This window comes from Pseudomonas sp. DCA-1 (assembly GCF_046523955.1).
In the GTDB taxonomy this organism is placed as follows: Bacteria; Pseudomonadota; Gammaproteobacteria; order Pseudomonadales; family Pseudomonadaceae; genus Aquipseudomonas; species Aquipseudomonas putida_Y.
Genome location: NZ_CP169881.1, coordinates 1,842,689 through 1,859,391, shown reverse-complemented (window position 1 = coordinate 1,859,391; position 16,703 = coordinate 1,842,689). Strand labels below are relative to the sequence as shown.

Below are 16,703 nucleotides of genomic sequence, written 5' to 3'. Positions count from 1 at the left end.
TGATCGTTACAACAGACAAGTCTAATAGACCCTGCCCGTGCTGTGCTGCTCCCGGCCGTGGTTGAAGAATTTGCTTACGTATAGTGCCGGCCTCTTCGCGGGTTCGTCCGCGAAGAGGCCGGCACAGGCCGTCTCAAGTCAAGGCTTCTTCACCGCATCCTTCACATTGCCCTTGATCTGTTGCGCCTCGCCTTTCAACTCCTGCGCCTTGCCTTCGCCGCGCAGCTTGTCGTTGTCGGTCACCTTGCCAACACCCTGTTTCACGTTGCCGATCGCTTCGTTGGCCAAGCCTTTCGCTTTGTCTTTAGTACCGCTCATGGCAAAACTCCTGCAAATGGAGACACGTGAACCGTGTCGACATTAGGTGGACCCAACGCCTTCTCCAGGAGTTTCAACGGATTTCCCGGTCAGAAGCCGGACGGTAAGACTGCGGGCGAATACCGCACAAGCCGGTGAAGAGGCTCGCACATGCGCCGCCAGTTACAAACCTTGCCCCGCCCCGTGCCACCCCTCACAATGCAGGCCTTCATAGCGTCAACCCGCAGGAACCTGCATGAAACTCGACAAACCCGCCGCCATCGCCCGGCGCAACGAAGCACTGGCCCGCCCGGTGCTGACCAGCAGCAATACGCTGTTCGCCATCCTGGACAACAAACGCAACCTGTGGTGGTTCGAAGTGCCAGTGGCACTGCTGGGCAAAGGCCAGGCCGACTGGGTCAACCTGCTGCTGCACACGCCAGAAAGCGATGAGCTGCAGCACCTGAAGGTACCCACCAATTTCCTCAAGGCTCACCTGGAGCAGATGGAAGTGCGCAAGCCTGGCAAGCGCCGCTCCACCATCAGCCTGGCCCTCAGCGCCGACCGTGACTCGCTGCTGCGCGACACCCGTCCGGGTGGCGAGCAGCTGGACTTCCGCAACTTCGTACAGCCGTAACGCGGTCAGGCTTTCTCGATACGATCGTCATGGATGACGATCAGGCCCTGCTTGAACAACCCGCCAATGGCCTTCTTGAAGTTGCCCTTGCTGACGTTGAACAGTTTGCTGATCAGCGCAGGGTCACTCTTGTCGCACACCCCCAACACCCCGCCTTCGGCTTCCAGGCGCGCCATGATCTGCTCTTGAAGGGTGTCCGCCAGGGCAGCGCCTACCGGCTGCAGGCTCAGTGAAATCTTGCCGTCCTGGCGCATTTCCTTGATGAAGCCTTTCTCGTGCATGCCCGAGCGCAAGAACTTGAACACCTCGTTCTTGTGGATCAGGCCCCAGTGGCGGTTGTTGATGATGGCCTTGAAGCCCATCGGCGTTTCGCCGGCCACCAGCAGCTCGACCGGCTGACCAACCTTGTAGTCGGCCGGGGTGACATCGAGATAGCGGTCCAGGCGCGAGGTGGCAGTGATCCGGCGGGTACGCTTGTCGAGGTACACGTGCACCACGCAGTAATCGCCAATCTTCAGCGGCCGTGCCTCTTCCGAGTACGGCATCAGCAAGTCCTTGGACAGGCCCCAGTCCAGGAAGATACCGGCACCGTTGATGTCCTTGACCTTCAGGCTGGCAAACTCGCCAACCTGCACCTTGGGCTTCTCGGTGGTGGCGATCAGCTGGTCTTCGCTGTCCAGGTAGATGAACACGTTCAACCAGTCATCGACCTCGGTCTCGGCGTTTTTCGGGATGTAGCGCCCGGGCAGCAGGATCTCGCCATCGGCGCCGCCGTCCAGGTACAGACCGAAGTCCACGTGTTTCACGATTTGCAAACTGTTGTAGCGCCCAAGCAGAGCCATTTCCGATGATCCTCAAGACAAGGCGGCTATTCTACACCTGAAGCCACCACATGGCCCGACCACTCATGCAGTGGAACCGCCAGCCCGCACTTGCATCTACCTTCTGGCCAGCCTGAGGAAGGAACAGCACATGCCGCTACGCCTGCCCAAAGCCCTGCTTATCGCCATCGGCTTCGCCCTGGCCTTGGCCGCCTGCAGCCGCATCGACCTGGCCTATCGCAACCTCGACCGCCTGGTGCCGTGGTCGCTGAGCGACTACCTGGACATGAACCGCGAGCAAAGGGCGCTGCTGGACGATCGGTTGCGCGAGCACCTGGCCTGGCATTGCAAGACTCAACTGCCCGGCTACCTCGACTGGCTCGATCGGCTACGTGGCATGGTCGCCGCCGGCCAGGTGACCGACCAGGCCCTGCAACAAAGCACCCTCGACGTGCGTGAAGCGATTGGTCGGGTGACCGAGGAAATCACCCCGTCAGCCACCGAACTGCTGCGTGGCATGAGCGACGACCAGGTAGCGAAAATGCGTGAGGCCTTCCGCGAAGACATCAGTGAGCGGCAGAAGCAGTATGTGGATACGCCCTTGCCGAAGCAGATTGCCCGCCGTAGCGAGCGCATGGAAAAACGCCTGGCACCCTGGTTTGGCGAGTTGACTGCGGTACAGAAGCAACGCATCCAGACCTGGTCTCAAGCGCTGGGTGACCAGAACCGTGAATGGATCGCCAACCGCGCCCACTGGCAGCAGCAATTGCTCTTGGCGATGAACCAGCGCAACGACTCCAGCTTCGAGCCGCGCCTGGCGACCTTGTTGCAGCGCAAGGAGAGTTTGTGGACACCCGAGTACCGGGCGGCGTATCAGAATACCGAACGGCAGGCGCGCAGCCTGCTGGTGGACCTGGTGCAGCAAAGCACTCCGCAGCAGCGGCGGTTCCTGCAGGAACGGTTGGGCAAGGTACGTTCCCATTTGAGTGAGATGAAGTGTTTGAAGGAGTGACAGGCCTGCTCGACCTGACTCACCGGGCTTTGCGCCGATACGGAAATACATCGATCACTTTCCCTTCACGTATCGCCGCCTGCAGCCCCTTCCAGTAGTCCGCGTCATACAGTTCCCCATGCAAGCGGCTGAACAACCGCCGCTGGCCCATATCGGCAAACAGAAACGGCGGAAACTCTTCGGGGAACACATCATGCGGCCCTATCGAGTACCACGGCTCGCCCGACATTTCGTCCTCCGGGTAACGCGGTGGCGGAATGTGGCGGAAATTCACCTCGGTCAGGAAGCTGATTTCGTCATAGTCGTAGAACACGACCCGGCCATGGCGGGTCACGCCAAAGTTTTTCAGCAGCATGTCGCCGGGGAAGATATTTGCCGCCGCCAGCTGCTTGATGGCCAGGCCGTAGTCCTCCAGTGCCTCCAGCACCTGGCCCTCGGTGGCATGCTCCAGGTACAGGTTCAACGGTGTCATGCGCCGCTCGGTCCAACAGTGGCGGATCAGCACCGTGTCGCCCTCCAGCACCACCGTCGACGGTGCCACCTCCAGCAACTCGGCCAGGCAATCTGGCTCGAACTTGCTGCGCGGAAAGCGAAAATCGGCAAACTCCTGGGTGTCGGCCATACGGCCCACCCGGTCGACGCTTTTCACCAGCCGGTACTTGTCGATCACCGTGGCGCGGTCCACGGTTTTCGATGGCGAAAAGCGGTCCTTGATGATCTTGAACACCGTATTGAAGCCGGGCAAGGTGAACACGCTCATGACCATGCCCCGCACCCCTGGCGCCATGACAAAGCGGTCATCACTGCTGGCAAGGTGGTTGATCAGCGCGCGGTAGAACTCCGACTTGCCCTGCTTGTAGAACCCGATCGAGGTGTATAGCTCGGCAATGTGCTTGCCTGGAAGGATGCGCTTGAGGAAATTGACGAACTCGGCCGGCACCGGTACATCGGCCATGAAGTAAGAGCGGGTGAACGAAAAGATGATCGACACCTCGGCCTCGTCGGTGATCAATGCATCGGCCTCGATACCGTGGCCCTCGCGGTGCAGCAAGGGAATCACCAACGGCCACTGTTCATCGCTGTTGTACAGGCGGCCGACCAGATAGGCCCCCTTGTTGCGGTAAAGCACGGGTACAAACAATTCCACGGCCAGCGCCGGGTCCTTGCACACCCAGTCGGGCAGGCATTCGCGCAGTTGTTCTTCCAGCCGCGTCAGGTCGCCCTCCAGGTCGCCATAGGGCATGTCGAATGGGTAATCGGCGAACACCGCGCGCAGCAAGTTCCTGAGACTGCCGTCAAGCCGATAGGTACGGGTTTGCGCGGCGCGCTCGCGGCCGCGCATGGAAGGCCGGGTGGTGTGGATGAACATGCAGCCGTCGCTGATCTGGTCATGGCTGAACAGGCTGCAAAACAGCGAGTTGTACCAGGTCTCTGCCAGCTCGTCGTCCAGCCGTGGGTCGATCAGGTGGATATAGGCGTTTTTCACCAGTGGCCACTGTTCCACGTCCAGCAGCACCTCCGTGGCAAAAGCCTGACGCAGCCAGCCGTTGACTTCGGCGACTTTCTCTTCATAGAGATTGATGCGGGCGGCGGCGGCCTGCTGAATGTCCTGCCAGTGCGCCTGCTCGAAGCGTTTGCGGGCTCCGAGGGTGATGCGCTGGAAATGATCGCGGTAGTCGTCGAAGCCGGCGAGGATCATCCGGGCGATTTCGACAGCGGGCCAGGGCTGGGACATGCGTGGGGCCTCGGAGCTGGGATTGAGTACAGAGCTTAGCCGCCCTTGGCTTCATGGGTTACTGCCATTGAAGCCCCGAGCTGTAGTTGCACCTGCCTTGCCCAGAGCCCCGCAGCCCGAGAGGAATTACACAGCAAGAAAGCACAAGAATCCCCCCGCCCCCTGGCGTACACTCGCGCCCCTGCCTTGCCTTCGGAGACCGTTGTGAGCCCCATCGCCCTAGCCCGCCTGCTGACCCTTGCCGCCGTCTGGGGAGCGAGTTTCCTGTTCATGCGCATCATCGCCCCCGAACTGGGCACGGTGCCGACCGCGTTCTTCCGGGTGTCCATCGCCTGCCTGGGCCTGATCGTGCTACTCGCCGCCGCCCGGGTGCGCTGGGACTTCCAGGGTAAGCTCGGTGCCTGCCTGGTGCTGGGCATGATCAACTCCGGCATCCCCGCCACCTTCTACTCGGTGGCGGCCCAGGTGCTGCCGGCCGGCTATTCGGCGATCTTCAACGCCACCACCCCGTTGATGGGCGTGCTGGTCGGCGTACTGTTCTTCCGCGAGCCAATGACCCTGGCCAAACTCTGCGGCATCTTCCTTGGCCTGTTCGGCGTCGGCATCCTCAGCGGCGCCGGCCCGGTGGCACTGGACATGGCCCTGCTGCAAGGCGCCCTCGCCTGCCTGGCGGCCACTACCTGCTACGGCTTTGCCGGGTTCCTCGCCCGCCGCTGGATCAGCGGCCTGGACAGCCGTCTTTCCGCCCTGGGTAGCATGCTCGGCGCCACACTGATGCTGACCCCGCTGTTCGGCTGGAGCGCACTCTCCCAGCCGCCCGCCAGCTGGGGGGGTTGGGACGTGTGGTTGTCGTTGCTGGGCCTGGGGCTGCTGTGCACGGCATTCGCCTACATTCTTTACTTCCGCCTGCTCGAGGAAATCGGCCCGGTAAAAGCCAGCACCGTAACGTTCCTGATCCCGGTATTCGGCGTATTGTGGGGTGCATGGCTGCTGAATGAGCCATTGTCGATGGCGCACCTATACGGCGGCCTGCTGATTGGCCTGGCCTTGTGGCTGGTGCTGCGCCCGGCGCGCAACTGAAGCGGAGTACTGCATGAACAGCGCGTACAAAAAGGTTTTGTTCCGCCTGGAACAGGACGAGAACGGCTACCCACCGGCTTCGGTCGAGGGGCTGTGGGCCAAGGCCGTAGAAGGCGGCTATGCCGTCGACAACATCCCCTTCCATGTCTATGGCATCGCCCCGGGCGACGTGATCGACACACGCGAGGAAGAAGGCGAAACCTGGTTCGCAGAACTGCGCCACAGCAGCGGTAGCTCGGTGTTCCGGGTGGTCGTCAAACCTCCGGAAACCCTCGACCAGGTACGTGCGGCATTGCTGGATTTCGGCTGTGCCTGTGAAACCGAGCAAGCAGTGAAGATGCTGGCGGTCGAGGTCCCGCCGCAACGCTCGCTCGACACCCTGCTCTACTACCTGCTCACCCAGCGCGAAGCCGGCCTGCTGGACTTCGAGGAAGGCGTGTTGCGCCACGCCATCCCCGAAGAATTCCGCTAGGGCCTACGCTTCCGCCAGGCGCGCCGCGGGCTTGCGAAACACGAACAGCAGCCCAACAACGATCAGCCCCATGCCCAGCAAGCTTAGCGGCGCCAGGCGATTACCGAAGATCAGCAAGTCCATCACTGCAGTCACTGCCGGCACCAGGTAGAACAGGCTGGTGACATTGACCAGATTGCCCTTGGCGATCAGCCGGTACAGCAGCAAGGTTGCCAGCAGCGAGACCACCAGGCCCATCCACAGCAGCGCACCGACGAAGCCGCCGGTCCACTCGACATGGAGCGGTTGCAAAGGTGCGAACAGCGCGCACATGGCAAAGCCGGCCAGGTACTGCAGCGGCAGTGTGCCCATGGGGTTGTCGGTAATGCGCTTCTGCAGGATCGAGCCAAAGGTCATGCTGACCAGCGCCAGCAGGGCGAACAGCATCCCCGCCAGCGATACCCCGCCCAGGTTGATGCCCTGGTAGACCACCATGATCAAGCCGCCCAGCCCCAAACCCAGGCCGAACAAACGGCTCCAGGAACGCTGGCGCTCCATCAGCACCACGGTGAGGATCGGTTGGACGCCCATCACCGTCGCCATGACACCAGGGGTGACATGGGTATCAAGCGCCAACAGATAGAAGATCTGATAGGCACCGAGCAGCACACAGCCTGTACCCAGGGCGCGCAGAATGCTACCGCGAGTACGCGGCCAGCGCAGCCCTAGCAACGGGCCGATCAGCAACAGGCCAGCCAGGGCCAGCGCCGAGCGCAACAGCAGAAAGGCGAACGGGCTGGCATGCGCCAGGCCAAGTTTGGAGACGATCGCCCCGCTGCTCCACAGCAGGACGAACAGGCAGGTAGTGGCCGCAGAGGCCACGGACGCTTTGGTAAAGACAGACATGAATTGCCACCTGATAGTAGGCAGATAAGCCAAACGGACGGCGTGCGCTTCGACGTGAGAAGTGGCCGACCGTGTTCAGTAGGTTGCGCGTGCGAAGGGTTGCGGCACGAAGCCGATCAGCCCAGCACAACCACGCAATGAGGCGGAGCTACGCCGCCTACGACGCCACTGACAGGTGGTGGGGAGTGACAGATCATGACCGGCTGCTGGCTACCACGCACGACCATGCCCGCGACTGGCGCGATGGCAAAGCGTGTGGTGGAAGGAATGGCAGGCATGACAGCGGTCTTTGAAGAAGTGAATGTTCTGGAATATAGCGAGTGATTCTTCGCGGCACAAGCCTGCTTTCACAGGCTCTGCTCATCCTTCAAGGAGGGTGATGCTCTTGTGGAAGCGGGCTTGGCCCCGCGAAGAGGCCCGAACAAACTACAAAAATCAGAACAACCAGCGATACAGCAGATACGCCACCACCACCGCCAGTACCGGCCGCAGCACACGGTAAGCCTTGGGGTTGGCGCGCTTGAACTGCTTCACATGGCTGCTGATCTTGTTGCTGAAGCGCTTGCTCCAGGCGTACGCCTGGTTGATCCCACCCACGCGCTCTTCGTCGGTGTTCTGCGGCGCGGTGGCGCGGCCGAGGAAGGCACTGACCTTACGGTTGATACGCGTCATCAACGGGCTACTCAGCGGGCGCTCGATGTCGCAGAACAGGATCACGCGGGTTACGTCGGTTTCGTTCTTGACCCAGTGCACATAGGTTTCATCGAACATCACGTCTTCGCCATCACGCCAGGCGTACTGCTCACCGTCCACGTAGATGCGGCATGCGTCGGAATTCGGCGTGGACAGCCCCAGGTGATAACGCAGCGAACCTGCGAACGGGTCGCGGTGCGGGTTCAGGTGGCTGCCGCCGGGCAGCAGGGCGAACATTGCGCCCTTCACATTGGGGATGCTGCTGACCAGCTCGACAGTGCGCGGGCACAGGGTTTGCGCCGAAGGCAGCGGTTTGTCGTACCACTTCAGGTAAAAGCGCTTCCAGCCCTTCTTGAAGAACGAACCAAAGCCGGCGTCGTTATCTTTCTCGGCGGCACGGATATAGCCTTCGTCGAACAGGCGCATGGCCTCTTCGCGGATTTCCTGCCAGTTGTCCTTCAGCACGTCCAGCTCCGGGAAGCGCTGACGGTCCAGATAGGGCTTGGACGGCACGCCGGAAAACAGGTACATCAACGCGTTGTAGGGGGCGAACAGCGCCGAATGGTTGACGAACTGGCGCAACACCGGCAGGCGGGCCTTGCCGCGCAGGTGCACGAACAGCACGCTGCCGAAAAACACCAGCAAGACACCCGCCTTGGCTGCAAAGGAAAAGGTCATGCTTTCACTCCTTGGGGAAGAGCCAGGGCTGCGCTGCCTGCTCTCCAGAAAATCATCCTGCCATCATAAACCGATCCCGCCGCGGTAAAAACAACCCGGGCGGGATCGCATTCATGAAGATTCTGCAATAAACCAGGCCGCCGATTGTTGCGCCGGATCAGCGGCAAGGCCGATTACTGTTGGTTTTCCTGCTCGCTGAACATGTCGCTGAACAGCATGCTCGACAGATATCGCTCGCCCGAGTCGGGCAGGATTACGACGATGGTCTTACCCTGCATTTCCGGTTTTTCGGCCAGGCGCACCGCCGCCGCCATTGCCGCACCGCAGGAAATACCGCAAAGGATGCCCTCTTCCTGCATCAGGCGAATAGCCATGGCCTTGGACTCTTCGTCGGTCACCGTCTCCACCTGGTCGACGATCGACAGGTCGAGGTTTTTCGGCACGAAGCCGGCGCCGATGCCCTGGATTTTGTGCGGGCTGGGCTTGAGTTCTTCACCGGCCAGGGTCTGGCTGATCAGTGGCGATGCCACGGGCTCCACAGCCACCGACAGGATGGCCTTGCCCTGGGTATGCTTGATGTAACGCGACACGCCGGTGATGGTGCCGCCAGTGCCCACGCCCGCCACCAGCACGTCGACTGCGCCGTCAGTGTCGTTCCAGATCTCCGGGCCAGTGGTTTTTTCGTGAATGGCCGGGTTGGCCGGGTTTTCGAACTGGCCCGGCAAGAAGTACTGCTCCGGGTCGGAGGCGACGATTTCGTTGGCCTTCTCGATAGCACCCTTCATGCCCTTGGCCGGATCGGTCAACACCAGCTCGGCGCCTAGTGCCTTGAGCACCTTGCGGCGCTCCAGGCTCATCGAGGCGGGCATGGTCAGCATCAGCTTGTAGCCGCGGGCAGCGGCGACGAAGGCCAGGCCGATACCGGTGTTGCCCGAGGTGGGCTCGACGATGGTCATGCCCGGCTTGAGCTTGCCGCTGCTCTCGGCGTCCCAGACCATGTTCGCACCAATGCGGCATTTGACCGAATAACCCGGGTTGCGCCCTTCGATCTTGGCCAGGATGGTCACGCCGCGCGGGGCGATGCGGTTGATCTGCACCAGCGGCGTGTTACCGATGGAGTGGGCGTTGTCTGCAAAGATACGGCTCATGGCAGGGGTCCTTGGCATGAAAAAGCAGGGAAATGCCTCAAGGGTAAGCCCGCGGCAGTGGCCCGTAAAGCCTGTTCGAACTCAGCCCGCCGCGGTGCGGTCAACCGCACATCCTGCCTTGGAGACCGCCTCATGAAAGCCCGCTATCGCTGGCCGCTGGTCGGCCTGGCCAGCCTGATCGCACTGCTGGTGGCGCTGCACCTGGCCCTGCCCTACCTGGTGCGCGACTACCTCAACAACAAGCTGGCCGACATGGGTGACTACCGCGGCCAGGTAACCGATGTGGACCTGGCCTGGTGGCGCGGCGCCTATCAGATCAATGGGCTGAGGATCGTCAAGACCACCGGCAAGGTGCCCGTACCGCTTCTCGAGGCCCCACTGATCGACCTTTCGGTGAGCTGGCGTTCGTTGTGGTACGACAAGGCAGTGGTAGCGGAGGTGACGTTCGTGCACCCCGAACTGAACTTTGTCGACGGTGGTAGCAAACAGGCATCGCAGACCGGTCAAGGTACCGACTGGCGCCAACAGCTGGAAAAACTCCTGCCCATCACCCTCAACGAAGTGCGTATCGACAACGGCGTGCTGACGTTCCGTAACTTCAACTCCAAGCCACCGGTCGACCTGAAGGCCACCCGGTTGAATGCCAGCATCCACAACTTGACCAATGTGCGCGACCAGAAAGGCCGTCGCGATGCCAGTTTCGAAGGTACGGCGTTGATCGCGGGGGATGCAAAGGTAGAAAGCCGTGCCACCTTCGACCCGTTCAGTGATTTCGATGACTTCGAATTCAGGCTTCGCGCCACCGGCATCGAGCTGCGCAAGCTGAATGACTTTGCCAGCGCCTACGGCAAATTCGACTTCAATGCCGGGCACGGTGACGTGGTCATCGAGGCCCAGGCAGAAAACGGCCGGCTGAACGGCTATATAAAACCGCTGCTGCGCGATGTCGACGTGTTCGACTGGCAACAGGACGTCGAGGAAAAGGACAAGGGTTTCTTCCGCTCGGTGTGGGAGGCCTTGGTGGGTGCGACCGAGACGGTGCTTAAGAACCAGCCGAAAAACCAGTTCGCTACCCGGGTGGAACTCAGTGGCAGTGTGCGCCAACAGGATATCAGTGCCTTCGAAGCGTTCTTGCAGATCCTCCGTAACGGGTTTATCCAGGCATTCAATGCGCGTTATGAGCAGCCAGCGCCGAAGTCTGACTGAGACAGCGTGACGGGGCATTCAGGGACTGAATACCCGGTCCGCGTTTTCAGTCGCCTGGCCCCGCGTTATAGTCGCTAACAAATCAAGACCAATACAGGCTAAAGCAGAGGACAGCCCCCATGAAGTTCGAAGGCACCCGCGACTACGTCGCCACAGACGACTTGAAACTGGCGGTAAACGCGGCCATTACCCTCGAACGCCCGCTGTTGGTCAAGGGCGAACCAGGCACCGGCAAAACCATGCTCGCCGAGCAGTTGGCGGCTTCGTTCGGGGCGCGCCTGATCACCTGGCACATCAAGTCCACCACGAAGGCCCACCAGGGGCTTTACGAGTACGACGCAGTCAGCCGCCTGCGTGATTCGCAGCTGGGCGTGGACAAGGTGCACGATGTGCGCAACTACCTGAAAAAGGGCAAGCTCTGGGAGGCCTTCGAGGCCGACGAGCGGGTCATCCTGCTGATCGACGAAATCGACAAGGCCGATATCGAATTCCCTAACGACCTGCTGCAAGAACTCGACAAGATGGAGTTCTACGTCTACGAAATCGACGAGACCATCAAGGCCAGACAGCGTCCGATCATCATCATTACCTCGAACAACGAAAAAGAGCTGCCGGACGCCTTCCTGCGCCGCTGCTTCTTCCACTACATCGCCTTCCCCGACCGCACTACCCTGCAGCAGATTGTCGACGTGCACTACCCGAATATCAGCCAGTCGCTGGTCAGTGAGGCGCTGGATGTGTTCTTCGACGTACGCAAGGTGCCGGGCCTGAAGAAAAAGCCGTCCACCTCCGAGCTGGTCGACTGGCTCAAGCTGCTGATGGCCGACAATATCGGTGAAGCGGTGCTGCGCGAACGCGACCCGACCAAGGCCATCCCGCCGCTGGCCGGTGCGCTGGTAAAAAACGAGCAGGATGTACAACTGCTCGAGCGCCTGGCCTTCATGAGCCGGCGCGGCAACCGCTGACAGGAGCAGGGCCATGCTGCTCAATCTGTTCAATGAGATGCGTGCGGCCAAGGTGCCGGTCTCGGTGCGTGAGCTGCTCGACCTGCACCAGGCCTTGCAAAAGCGCGTGGTGTTTGCCGACATGGACGAGTTCTACTACCTCGCCCGCGCCATCCTGGTAAAGGACGAACGCCACTTCGACAAGTTCGACCGGGCCTTCGCAGCCTATTTCAAGGGCCTGGAAAACCTCGACCGGCACATTGAGGCGCTGATCCCCGAAGACTGGCTGCGTAAAGAGTTCGAGCGCTCGCTGACCGATGAAGAGCGCGCGCAAATCCAGTCGCTGGGCGGCCTGGACAAGCTTATCGAGGCCTTCAAGAAACGCCTCGAAGAGCAAAAGGAACGCCACGCTGGCGGCAACAAGTGGATTGGTACCGGTGGCACCAGCCCATTCGGCTCGGGCGGTTTCAACCCCGAGGGTATCCGCGTCGGTGACGCCGGCAAGCGTCAGGGCAAGGCGGTAAAAGTCTGGGACCAACGCGAGTACAAGAACCTCGACGACCAGGTCGAGCTTGGCACCCGCAACATCAAGCTGGCCCTGCGCCGGCTGCGCAAGTTCGCCCGCGAAGGCGCCGCCGAAGAGCTGGACATTGACGGTACCATCGACCATACCGCGCGTGATGCCGGGTTGCTGAACATCCAGATGCGCCCTGAGCGGCGCAACACCGTGAAGCTGCTGTTGCTGTTCGACATTGGCGGCTCGATGGATGCGCACGTCAAAGTCTGCGAAGAGCTGTTCTCGGCCTGCAAGACCGAGTTCAAGCACCTGGAGTATTACTACTTCCACAATTGCGTTTATGAATCGGTGTGGAAGAACAACCTGCGCCGAACGTCAGAGCGTTTTTCCACCTTCGACCTGCTGCACAAGTATGGTGATGACTACAAGGTGGTGTTCGTCGGTGACGCGGCCATGGCGCCCTACGAGATCACCCAGCCAGGCGGCAGCGTGGAGCATTGGAACGAAGAAGCCGGGTATGTGTGGATCCAGCGCTTCATGGAAAAATTCAAGAAAATCATCTGGATCAACCCTTACCCCAAGCAGGCCTGGGAATACACCGCGTCGACCCATCTGGTGCGGGACCTGATCGAGGACAAGATGTATCCGCTGACCCTGCAAGGGTTGGAGGAAGGGATGCGCTACCTGTCCAAGTGAGGTTGCCTGTCCCGGCCCTTTCGCGGGCTCGCCCGCTCCCACAGGCCCCCACATTCAAAACCCTCAAATGCAGTGCGATCCCTGTGGGAGCGGGCAAGCCCGCGAAAGGGCAGCAGCCTTACAACCAACGCCCCAGGTAAAGCTGCTGCTCCCGCCAGGCCTCGTCCTGCACCACCGCCCTGAACCGCACAGAAGCCCCCGGCATGCATTGCGCCAGTTGCGCCAGCGCCAGCGGCGTCAGCGCGCCCAGCCGCGGGTACCCACCAATGGTCTGCCGGTCATTGAGCAACACGATCGGCTGCCCGTCCGGTGGCACCTGCACAGCCCCCAGCGGAATCCCTTCAGAAATCATCGGCGCGCCCTGGTAGACCAGCTGCGGTCCCAGTAAGCGGACGCCCATGCGGTCGGCCCGCCTGTCCAGCGTCCAGTCACTGTTGAACGCTTCGAACAGGCTGGTACCGCTGAATTCACCGATCTGCGCGCCTATCACCAGGTCGAGCACCGGCTTTTTGGCGAACTGCGGGCACAACGCTTGCGGCACTTCGCGCAGGGTTGCTTTGCTACCGGTAAAAGCTAATGCCTGGTCTTTAGCCAGCGCAGCACCCTGGCCATCAATGCCACCCAGTGCTTCACGTACCACAGTGGCACAACTGCCCAGCACGTCCTCGCCCTGAAACCCGCCAGGTGCCGCCAGGTACGCCCGGACGCCCCGCTTTGGCTGTTTCAGGGTCAAGCGCTGGCCCTTGGCCAGGGCAAAGCTGCGCCATGGCGCCAAGGGCTGATCATCGACCCTGGCATCCAGGTCGGCACCGGCCAGGGCCAGCACGCAATCCTGTTCGGCCACCACGCAAAAACCACCCAGCGCCACCTCGACCACTGGCGCCCCCAACGGGTTGCCCAGCAGCCAGTTGGCCCAGTGCATCGCCACCCAGTCCAGCGCCCCGCCCTGGGTCACGCCCAAATGACGCACGCCAAAGCGCCCGGCATCCTGTAACTGGCACAACGGCGTACTGGCCTCGATCCTCAATTGCTTCATCCCTGCGCCTCCATATCACCACCCATGGCCAGGAATTCACTGCGCGAAACCGGCACAAAGCGCACCCGGTCACCGGGTTGCAAGAGGCTGTAACCCTCACGCTCACGGTCGAACAACCGCACCGGGGTGCGCCCGATCAGGTTCCAGCCACCCGGCGATACTGCCGGATACGCCGCCGTCTGACGCTCGGCAATGCCCACGCTGCCCGCCGCCACGCGCTTGCGCGGGGTACTCAGACGAGGGCTGGCCAGGCGCTCATCGACCAGGCCCATGAAGCCGAAACCAGGTGCGAAGCCCAAGGCAAACACCGGGTAATCACGCTCGCAATGCAAGCGAACAATCTCTGCTTCACTCAAGCCGCTGCGGGCCGCCAGCACAGGCAGCTCGGGGCCGACACTGGCGTCGTACCACACCGGGATCTCGTGTCGGCGGCCGCCACTGCCGGTGTCAGGCTGCAAGCCGTCCAGCACCTGAGCGATTCGCGCCCTGGCCTCGCCCGGCGGCAGGGCAGACTGCACCATCAGCGTGGTGTAGGACGGCACCAGGTCCAGCAAGTGCTCGCCGAACGCCGCGCTCAAGCGCCGGCTGGCGGCGAGCATCCATGGCATGTTGGCCTCATCGATACGGTCGAACAGGCGTACCATCAGGCTGTCGATGGCGACCACTTCGATTCGCGGCTTCATCACGCCTCCAGCCCATCGAGGGCCTGGCGAATCTGCCGCACCGCAGCCACCGAACTGTCGTTGTCGCCATGCACGCAGAGGGTGCGGGCGGCGAGCTGCAAGGCACTGCCATCGTCAGCCAACAGCGTTTCGCCTCGGGCCAGACGCACAGCCTGCTCCACCACCCGCGCCGGGTCGTGATGCACCGCGCCCGGCAGCCGCCGCGACAGCAGATGGCCGCTGGCGGTGTATGCGCGGTCTGCGAACGCCTCGAACCACAGCGGTACGCCAACTTCATCGCCCAGTGCCTGGGCGGCTCGGTTGTCGGCGGTAGCCATCAGCATCAACGGCAGGTTGCTGTCATAGGCCGCTACGGCCTCCAGCACGGTACGCAGCTTGAGCGGGTCGGCCATCATGTCGTTGTACAGCGCGCCATGGGGCTTCACATAGGCCACGCGACCACCCAGCACTTTGCAGATGCCATCCAGCGCACCGATCTGGTAATGCAGCAGGTCGCGGATTTCTTCCGGGCTGCAGGCCATGGAACGGCGGCCAAAGCCGACCAGGTCCGGGTAGGCCGGATGAGCGCCGATATTCACCCCGTGCTCCAGCGCCAACGCCACGGTGCGGCGCATGATACCGGGGTCGCCGGCATGGTAACCGCAGGCGATGTTGGCGCAATCGATGTAAGGCATGACTTCGGCATCCAGGCCCATGCGCCAGCTGCCGAAACTCTCACCCATGTCGCAATTGAGTAGCAGGCGTTCCACCACGCGGTCTCCCTTGTCGTTGTGCATATGCCTACCTTACCGCGCCTGCAGCTGTTTGCCGCGGGTTTCCGGCAAGCTCAAGGCCGCCACGATCACAATGCCGTAGGACACCGCAGAAAACACGCCGATACCCAGGCCCAGCGGAACATTCTGGCCGAGCATGCCGATCATCAACGGGAACAGCGCGGCTATGACCTTGCCGATGTTGTAGCAGAAGCCCTGCCCCGAACCCCGAATGCGCGTAGGGAACAGTTCGGTCAGAAACGCGCCCATGCCACTGAAGATACCCGAGGCGAAAAAGCCCAGCGGGAGGCCCAGCCACAGCATCACGCCATCGCTGACCGGCATCTGCGTGTACAACAGCACAATGACGAAAGAGCCCACGGCGAACAGGATGAAGTTCTTCTTGCGCCCCAGCAGGTCGGACAGATAAGCGCTGACCACATAGCCCACGTACGAGCCGACGATCACCATGGCCAGATAGCCACCCGTGCCCAGCACACTCAGGCCGCGCTCGTTCTTCAGGAAGGTTGGCAGCCACGAGGTGATGGCGTAGTAACCGCCGAGCGCGCCGGTGGTCAGCAGGGATGCCCGAACGGTGGTCCAGAGCATGCCCGGCGCGAAGATTTCGTAGAAACGCGAAGGGGCCTCGGCGTTTTCCACTGCCTTGGCGTTACGATACACCTCAGGGTCCTTGACCAGGCGGCGAACGAAGATCACGAAAACCGCCGGTACCAGCCCCAGCAGGAACAACGCACGCCAGGCCTGCTCTGCCGGCAGCCAAGAGAACAGCAGCGCATAGAGGATGGCCGTGAGGCCCCAGCCAATTGCCCAACCGGACTGCACCATGCCGACCGCCTTGCCGCGGTCCTGGGCACGGATCACCTCGCCGATCAACACCGCGCCGGCGGTCCACTCGCCACCGAAGCCAAAGCCCATCAGGGTTCGGGCAATCAGCAGTTGCTCGTAGTTCTGAGCGAAGCCACACAGGAAGGTGAAGAAGGCGAACCACAACACCGTCAGTTGCAGGGTACGCACACGGCCGATGCGGTCGGAGAGGATACCGGCCACCCAGCCTCCTGCAGCGGAGGCGATCAGCGTGCTGGTGTGGATCAAGCCGGCTTCGGTGGTAGTGAGCCCCCACAGCATGATCAGCGTAGGGATGACGAAACTGAGCATCTGCGTGTCCATGCCGTCCAGGCCATAGCCAATCTTGCAGCTCCAGAAAGTACGTCGTTGCTGTTTGTCGATGTCGCGGTACCAGGCGAAAGGCCCGGTCGAACGGAAGGAACTGACCTGCTGCTGCACGCCGGTGGGGTTCATGGATGCCTCGGCTTGTTGGTATTGTTTTATGAGCGACATAAAGCGTCGCGGCCTGGGCGACATTGTTCAGAGGCCGCCTCGCCTGCGTCCA

The 16,703-nt window shown here is 61.8% G+C and carries 18 protein-coding genes; 7 read left to right on the top strand and 11 right to left on the bottom strand.

The window, feature by feature from the left end:
- Positions 1-138 precede the first annotated feature (138 nt).
- Positions 139-318, bottom strand: a complete 180-nt coding sequence (locus tag ACE4QZ_RS08915; protein ID WP_021783395.1) for a CsbD family protein — start codon at positions 316-318, stop codon at positions 139-141.
- 235 nt (positions 319-553) lie between these two features.
- Here ACE4QZ_RS08915 and ACE4QZ_RS08910 point away from each other — a divergent pair, with 235 nt between their 5' ends.
- On the top strand, positions 554-934 hold the full coding sequence (locus ACE4QZ_RS08910; RefSeq protein WP_103462163.1) for a hypothetical protein: 381 nt from the start codon (positions 554-556) through the stop codon (positions 932-934).
- Between the two features lie 5 nt (positions 935-939).
- On the opposite strand, the gene ACE4QZ_RS08905 is transcribed toward ACE4QZ_RS08910, so the two are convergent.
- Entirely contained in the window at positions 940-1,776 is an 837-nt protein-coding gene (locus tag ACE4QZ_RS08905; protein ID WP_021783393.1) for a S1 RNA-binding domain-containing protein, read from the bottom strand.
- A 130-nt stretch (positions 1,777-1,906) separates the two neighbouring features.
- On the opposite strand from ACE4QZ_RS08905, the gene ACE4QZ_RS08900 reads away from it, so the two are divergent.
- Entirely contained in the window at positions 1,907-2,767 is an 861-nt protein-coding gene (locus tag ACE4QZ_RS08900; protein WP_021783392.1) for a DUF6279 family lipoprotein, read from the top strand.
- A gap of 19 nt (positions 2,768-2,786) precedes the next feature.
- Here the strand turns inward: ACE4QZ_RS08900 and aceK are convergent, their stop codons facing one another.
- Positions 2,787-4,502, bottom strand: coding sequence for a bifunctional isocitrate dehydrogenase kinase/phosphatase (aceK, locus tag ACE4QZ_RS08895; RefSeq protein ID WP_028697745.1), 1,716 nt, complete (start codon positions 4,500-4,502; stop codon positions 2,787-2,789).
- A gap of 204 nt (positions 4,503-4,706) precedes the next feature.
- Between aceK and ACE4QZ_RS08890 the strand changes: the two genes are divergently transcribed.
- On the top strand, positions 4,707-5,582 hold the full coding sequence (locus ACE4QZ_RS08890) for a DMT family transporter (RefSeq protein ID WP_021783390.1): 876 nt from the start codon (positions 4,707-4,709) through the stop codon (positions 5,580-5,582).
- 13 nt (positions 5,583-5,595) lie between these two features.
- Positions 5,596-6,054, top strand: a complete 459-nt coding sequence (locus tag ACE4QZ_RS08885; RefSeq protein ID WP_021783389.1) for a DUF4265 domain-containing protein — start codon at positions 5,596-5,598, stop codon at positions 6,052-6,054.
- A gap of 3 nt (positions 6,055-6,057) precedes the next feature.
- Here ACE4QZ_RS08885 and ACE4QZ_RS08880 read toward each other — a convergent pair whose 3' ends face one another.
- The 4 genes from ACE4QZ_RS08880 to cysK all read right to left on the bottom strand — a co-directional run bounded on the left by ACE4QZ_RS08880 (position 6,058) and on the right by cysK (position 9,458).
- Entirely contained in the window at positions 6,058-6,939 is an 882-nt protein-coding gene (locus ACE4QZ_RS08880; protein WP_021783388.1) for a DMT family transporter, read from the bottom strand.
- A 116-nt stretch (positions 6,940-7,055) separates the two neighbouring features.
- Positions 7,056-7,217 carry a hypothetical protein gene (locus ACE4QZ_RS08875; RefSeq protein ID WP_154070663.1) on the bottom strand — a complete coding sequence of 54 codons (162 nt, stop codon included), beginning with the start codon at positions 7,215-7,217 and terminating at the stop codon, positions 7,056-7,058.
- Positions 7,218-7,374: 157 nt separating this feature from the next.
- Entirely contained in the window at positions 7,375-8,310 is a 936-nt protein-coding gene (locus ACE4QZ_RS08870; RefSeq protein ID WP_101196526.1) for an aspartyl/asparaginyl beta-hydroxylase domain-containing protein, read from the bottom strand.
- 173 nt (positions 8,311-8,483) lie between these two features.
- Positions 8,484-9,458 (bottom strand): cysteine synthase A, encoded by a 975-nt coding sequence (cysK, locus tag ACE4QZ_RS08865; protein ID WP_021783386.1) that lies wholly within the window; start codon positions 9,456-9,458, stop codon positions 8,484-8,486.
- 132 nt (positions 9,459-9,590) lie between these two features.
- On the opposite strand from cysK, the gene ACE4QZ_RS08860 reads away from it, so the two are divergent.
- The 3 genes from ACE4QZ_RS08860 (at position 9,591) to ACE4QZ_RS08850 (ending at position 12,821) form a co-directional block, all read left to right on the top strand.
- Complete coding sequence (locus ACE4QZ_RS08860) at positions 9,591-10,664, top strand: DUF748 domain-containing protein (protein WP_021783385.1); 1,074 nt, start codon at positions 9,591-9,593, stop codon at positions 10,662-10,664.
- Positions 10,665-10,783: 119 nt separating this feature from the next.
- Complete coding sequence (locus ACE4QZ_RS08855; protein WP_016488585.1) at positions 10,784-11,629, top strand: AAA family ATPase; 846 nt, start codon at positions 10,784-10,786, stop codon at positions 11,627-11,629.
- A gap of 13 nt (positions 11,630-11,642) precedes the next feature.
- A complete protein-coding gene (locus tag ACE4QZ_RS08850; RefSeq protein WP_021783384.1) occupies positions 11,643-12,821 on the top strand; it encodes a vWA domain-containing protein in 1,179 nt (392 codons plus the stop codon).
- Positions 12,822-12,939: 118 nt separating this feature from the next.
- Here ACE4QZ_RS08850 and ACE4QZ_RS08845 read toward each other — a convergent pair whose 3' ends face one another.
- The 4 genes from ACE4QZ_RS08845 to ACE4QZ_RS08830 are packed head-to-tail and all read right to left on the bottom strand — an operon-like array spanning position 12,940 to position 16,612.
- Positions 12,940-13,857, bottom strand: coding sequence for a biotin-dependent carboxyltransferase family protein (locus ACE4QZ_RS08845; RefSeq protein ID WP_103462162.1), 918 nt, complete (start codon positions 13,855-13,857; stop codon positions 12,940-12,942).
- Positions 13,854-14,540, bottom strand: a complete 687-nt coding sequence (pxpB, locus tag ACE4QZ_RS08840) for a 5-oxoprolinase subunit PxpB (protein ID WP_103462161.1) — start codon at positions 14,538-14,540, stop codon at positions 13,854-13,856. Before pxpB ends, ACE4QZ_RS08845 begins: the two co-directional genes overlap by 4 nt.
- The gene (locus tag ACE4QZ_RS08835; protein WP_103462160.1) at positions 14,540-15,316 is read right to left on the bottom strand and encodes a 5-oxoprolinase subunit PxpA; all 777 of its coding nucleotides are present in this window, start codon (positions 15,314-15,316) and stop codon (positions 14,540-14,542) included. Before ACE4QZ_RS08835 ends, pxpB begins: the two co-directional genes overlap by 1 nt.
- A gap of 9 nt (positions 15,317-15,325) precedes the next feature.
- Entirely contained in the window at positions 15,326-16,612 is a 1,287-nt protein-coding gene (locus ACE4QZ_RS08830) for an MFS transporter (protein ID WP_103463132.1), read from the bottom strand.
- Positions 16,613-16,703: the final 91 nt, after the last annotated feature.

What these genes read in the sequence shown, in the direction of transcription:
- ACE4QZ_RS08905 (WP_021783393.1), bottom strand. Translation starts at nt 1,776, where the DNA reads ATGGCTCTGCTTGGGCGCTACAACAGTTTGCAAATCGTGAAACACGTG.
- ACE4QZ_RS08900 (WP_021783392.1), top strand. Translation starts at nt 1,907, where the DNA reads ATGCCGCTACGCCTGCCCAAAGCCCTGCTTATCGCCATCGGCTTCGCC.
- ACE4QZ_RS08915 (WP_021783395.1), bottom strand. Translation starts at nt 318, where the DNA reads ATGAGCGGTACTAAAGACAAAGCGAAAGGCTTGGCCAACGAAGCGATC.
- ACE4QZ_RS08880 (WP_021783388.1), bottom strand. Translation starts at nt 6,939, where the DNA reads ATGTCTGTCTTTACCAAAGCGTCCGTGGCCTCTGCGGCCACTACCTGC.
- ACE4QZ_RS08830 (WP_103463132.1), bottom strand. Translation starts at nt 16,612, where the DNA reads ATGAACCCCACCGGCGTGCAGCAGCAGGTCAGTTCCTTCCGTTCGACC.
- cysK (WP_021783386.1), bottom strand. Translation starts at nt 9,458, where the DNA reads ATGAGCCGTATCTTTGCAGACAACGCCCACTCCATCGGTAACACGCCG.
- ACE4QZ_RS08885 (WP_021783389.1), top strand. Translation starts at nt 5,596, where the DNA reads ATGAACAGCGCGTACAAAAAGGTTTTGTTCCGCCTGGAACAGGACGAG.
- ACE4QZ_RS08835 (WP_103462160.1), bottom strand. Translation starts at nt 15,316, where the DNA reads ATGCACAACGACAAGGGAGACCGCGTGGTGGAACGCCTGCTACTCAAT.
- pxpB (WP_103462161.1), bottom strand. Translation starts at nt 14,540, where the DNA reads ATGAAGCCGCGAATCGAAGTGGTCGCCATCGACAGCCTGATGGTACGC.
- aceK (WP_028697745.1), bottom strand. Translation starts at nt 4,502, where the DNA reads ATGTCCCAGCCCTGGCCCGCTGTCGAAATCGCCCGGATGATCCTCGCC.
- ACE4QZ_RS08850 (WP_021783384.1), top strand. Translation starts at nt 11,643, where the DNA reads ATGCTGCTCAATCTGTTCAATGAGATGCGTGCGGCCAAGGTGCCGGTC.
- ACE4QZ_RS08875 (WP_154070663.1), bottom strand. Translation starts at nt 7,217, where the DNA reads ATGCCTGCCATTCCTTCCACCACACGCTTTGCCATCGCGCCAGTCGCG.
- ACE4QZ_RS08855 (WP_016488585.1), top strand. Translation starts at nt 10,784, where the DNA reads ATGAAGTTCGAAGGCACCCGCGACTACGTCGCCACAGACGACTTGAAA.
- ACE4QZ_RS08845 (WP_103462162.1), bottom strand. Translation starts at nt 13,857, where the DNA reads ATGAAGCAATTGAGGATCGAGGCCAGTACGCCGTTGTGCCAGTTACAG.
- ACE4QZ_RS08860 (WP_021783385.1), top strand. Translation starts at nt 9,591, where the DNA reads ATGAAAGCCCGCTATCGCTGGCCGCTGGTCGGCCTGGCCAGCCTGATC.
- ACE4QZ_RS08910 (WP_103462163.1), top strand. Translation starts at nt 554, where the DNA reads ATGAAACTCGACAAACCCGCCGCCATCGCCCGGCGCAACGAAGCACTG.
- ACE4QZ_RS08870 (WP_101196526.1), bottom strand. Translation starts at nt 8,310, where the DNA reads ATGACCTTTTCCTTTGCAGCCAAGGCGGGTGTCTTGCTGGTGTTTTTC.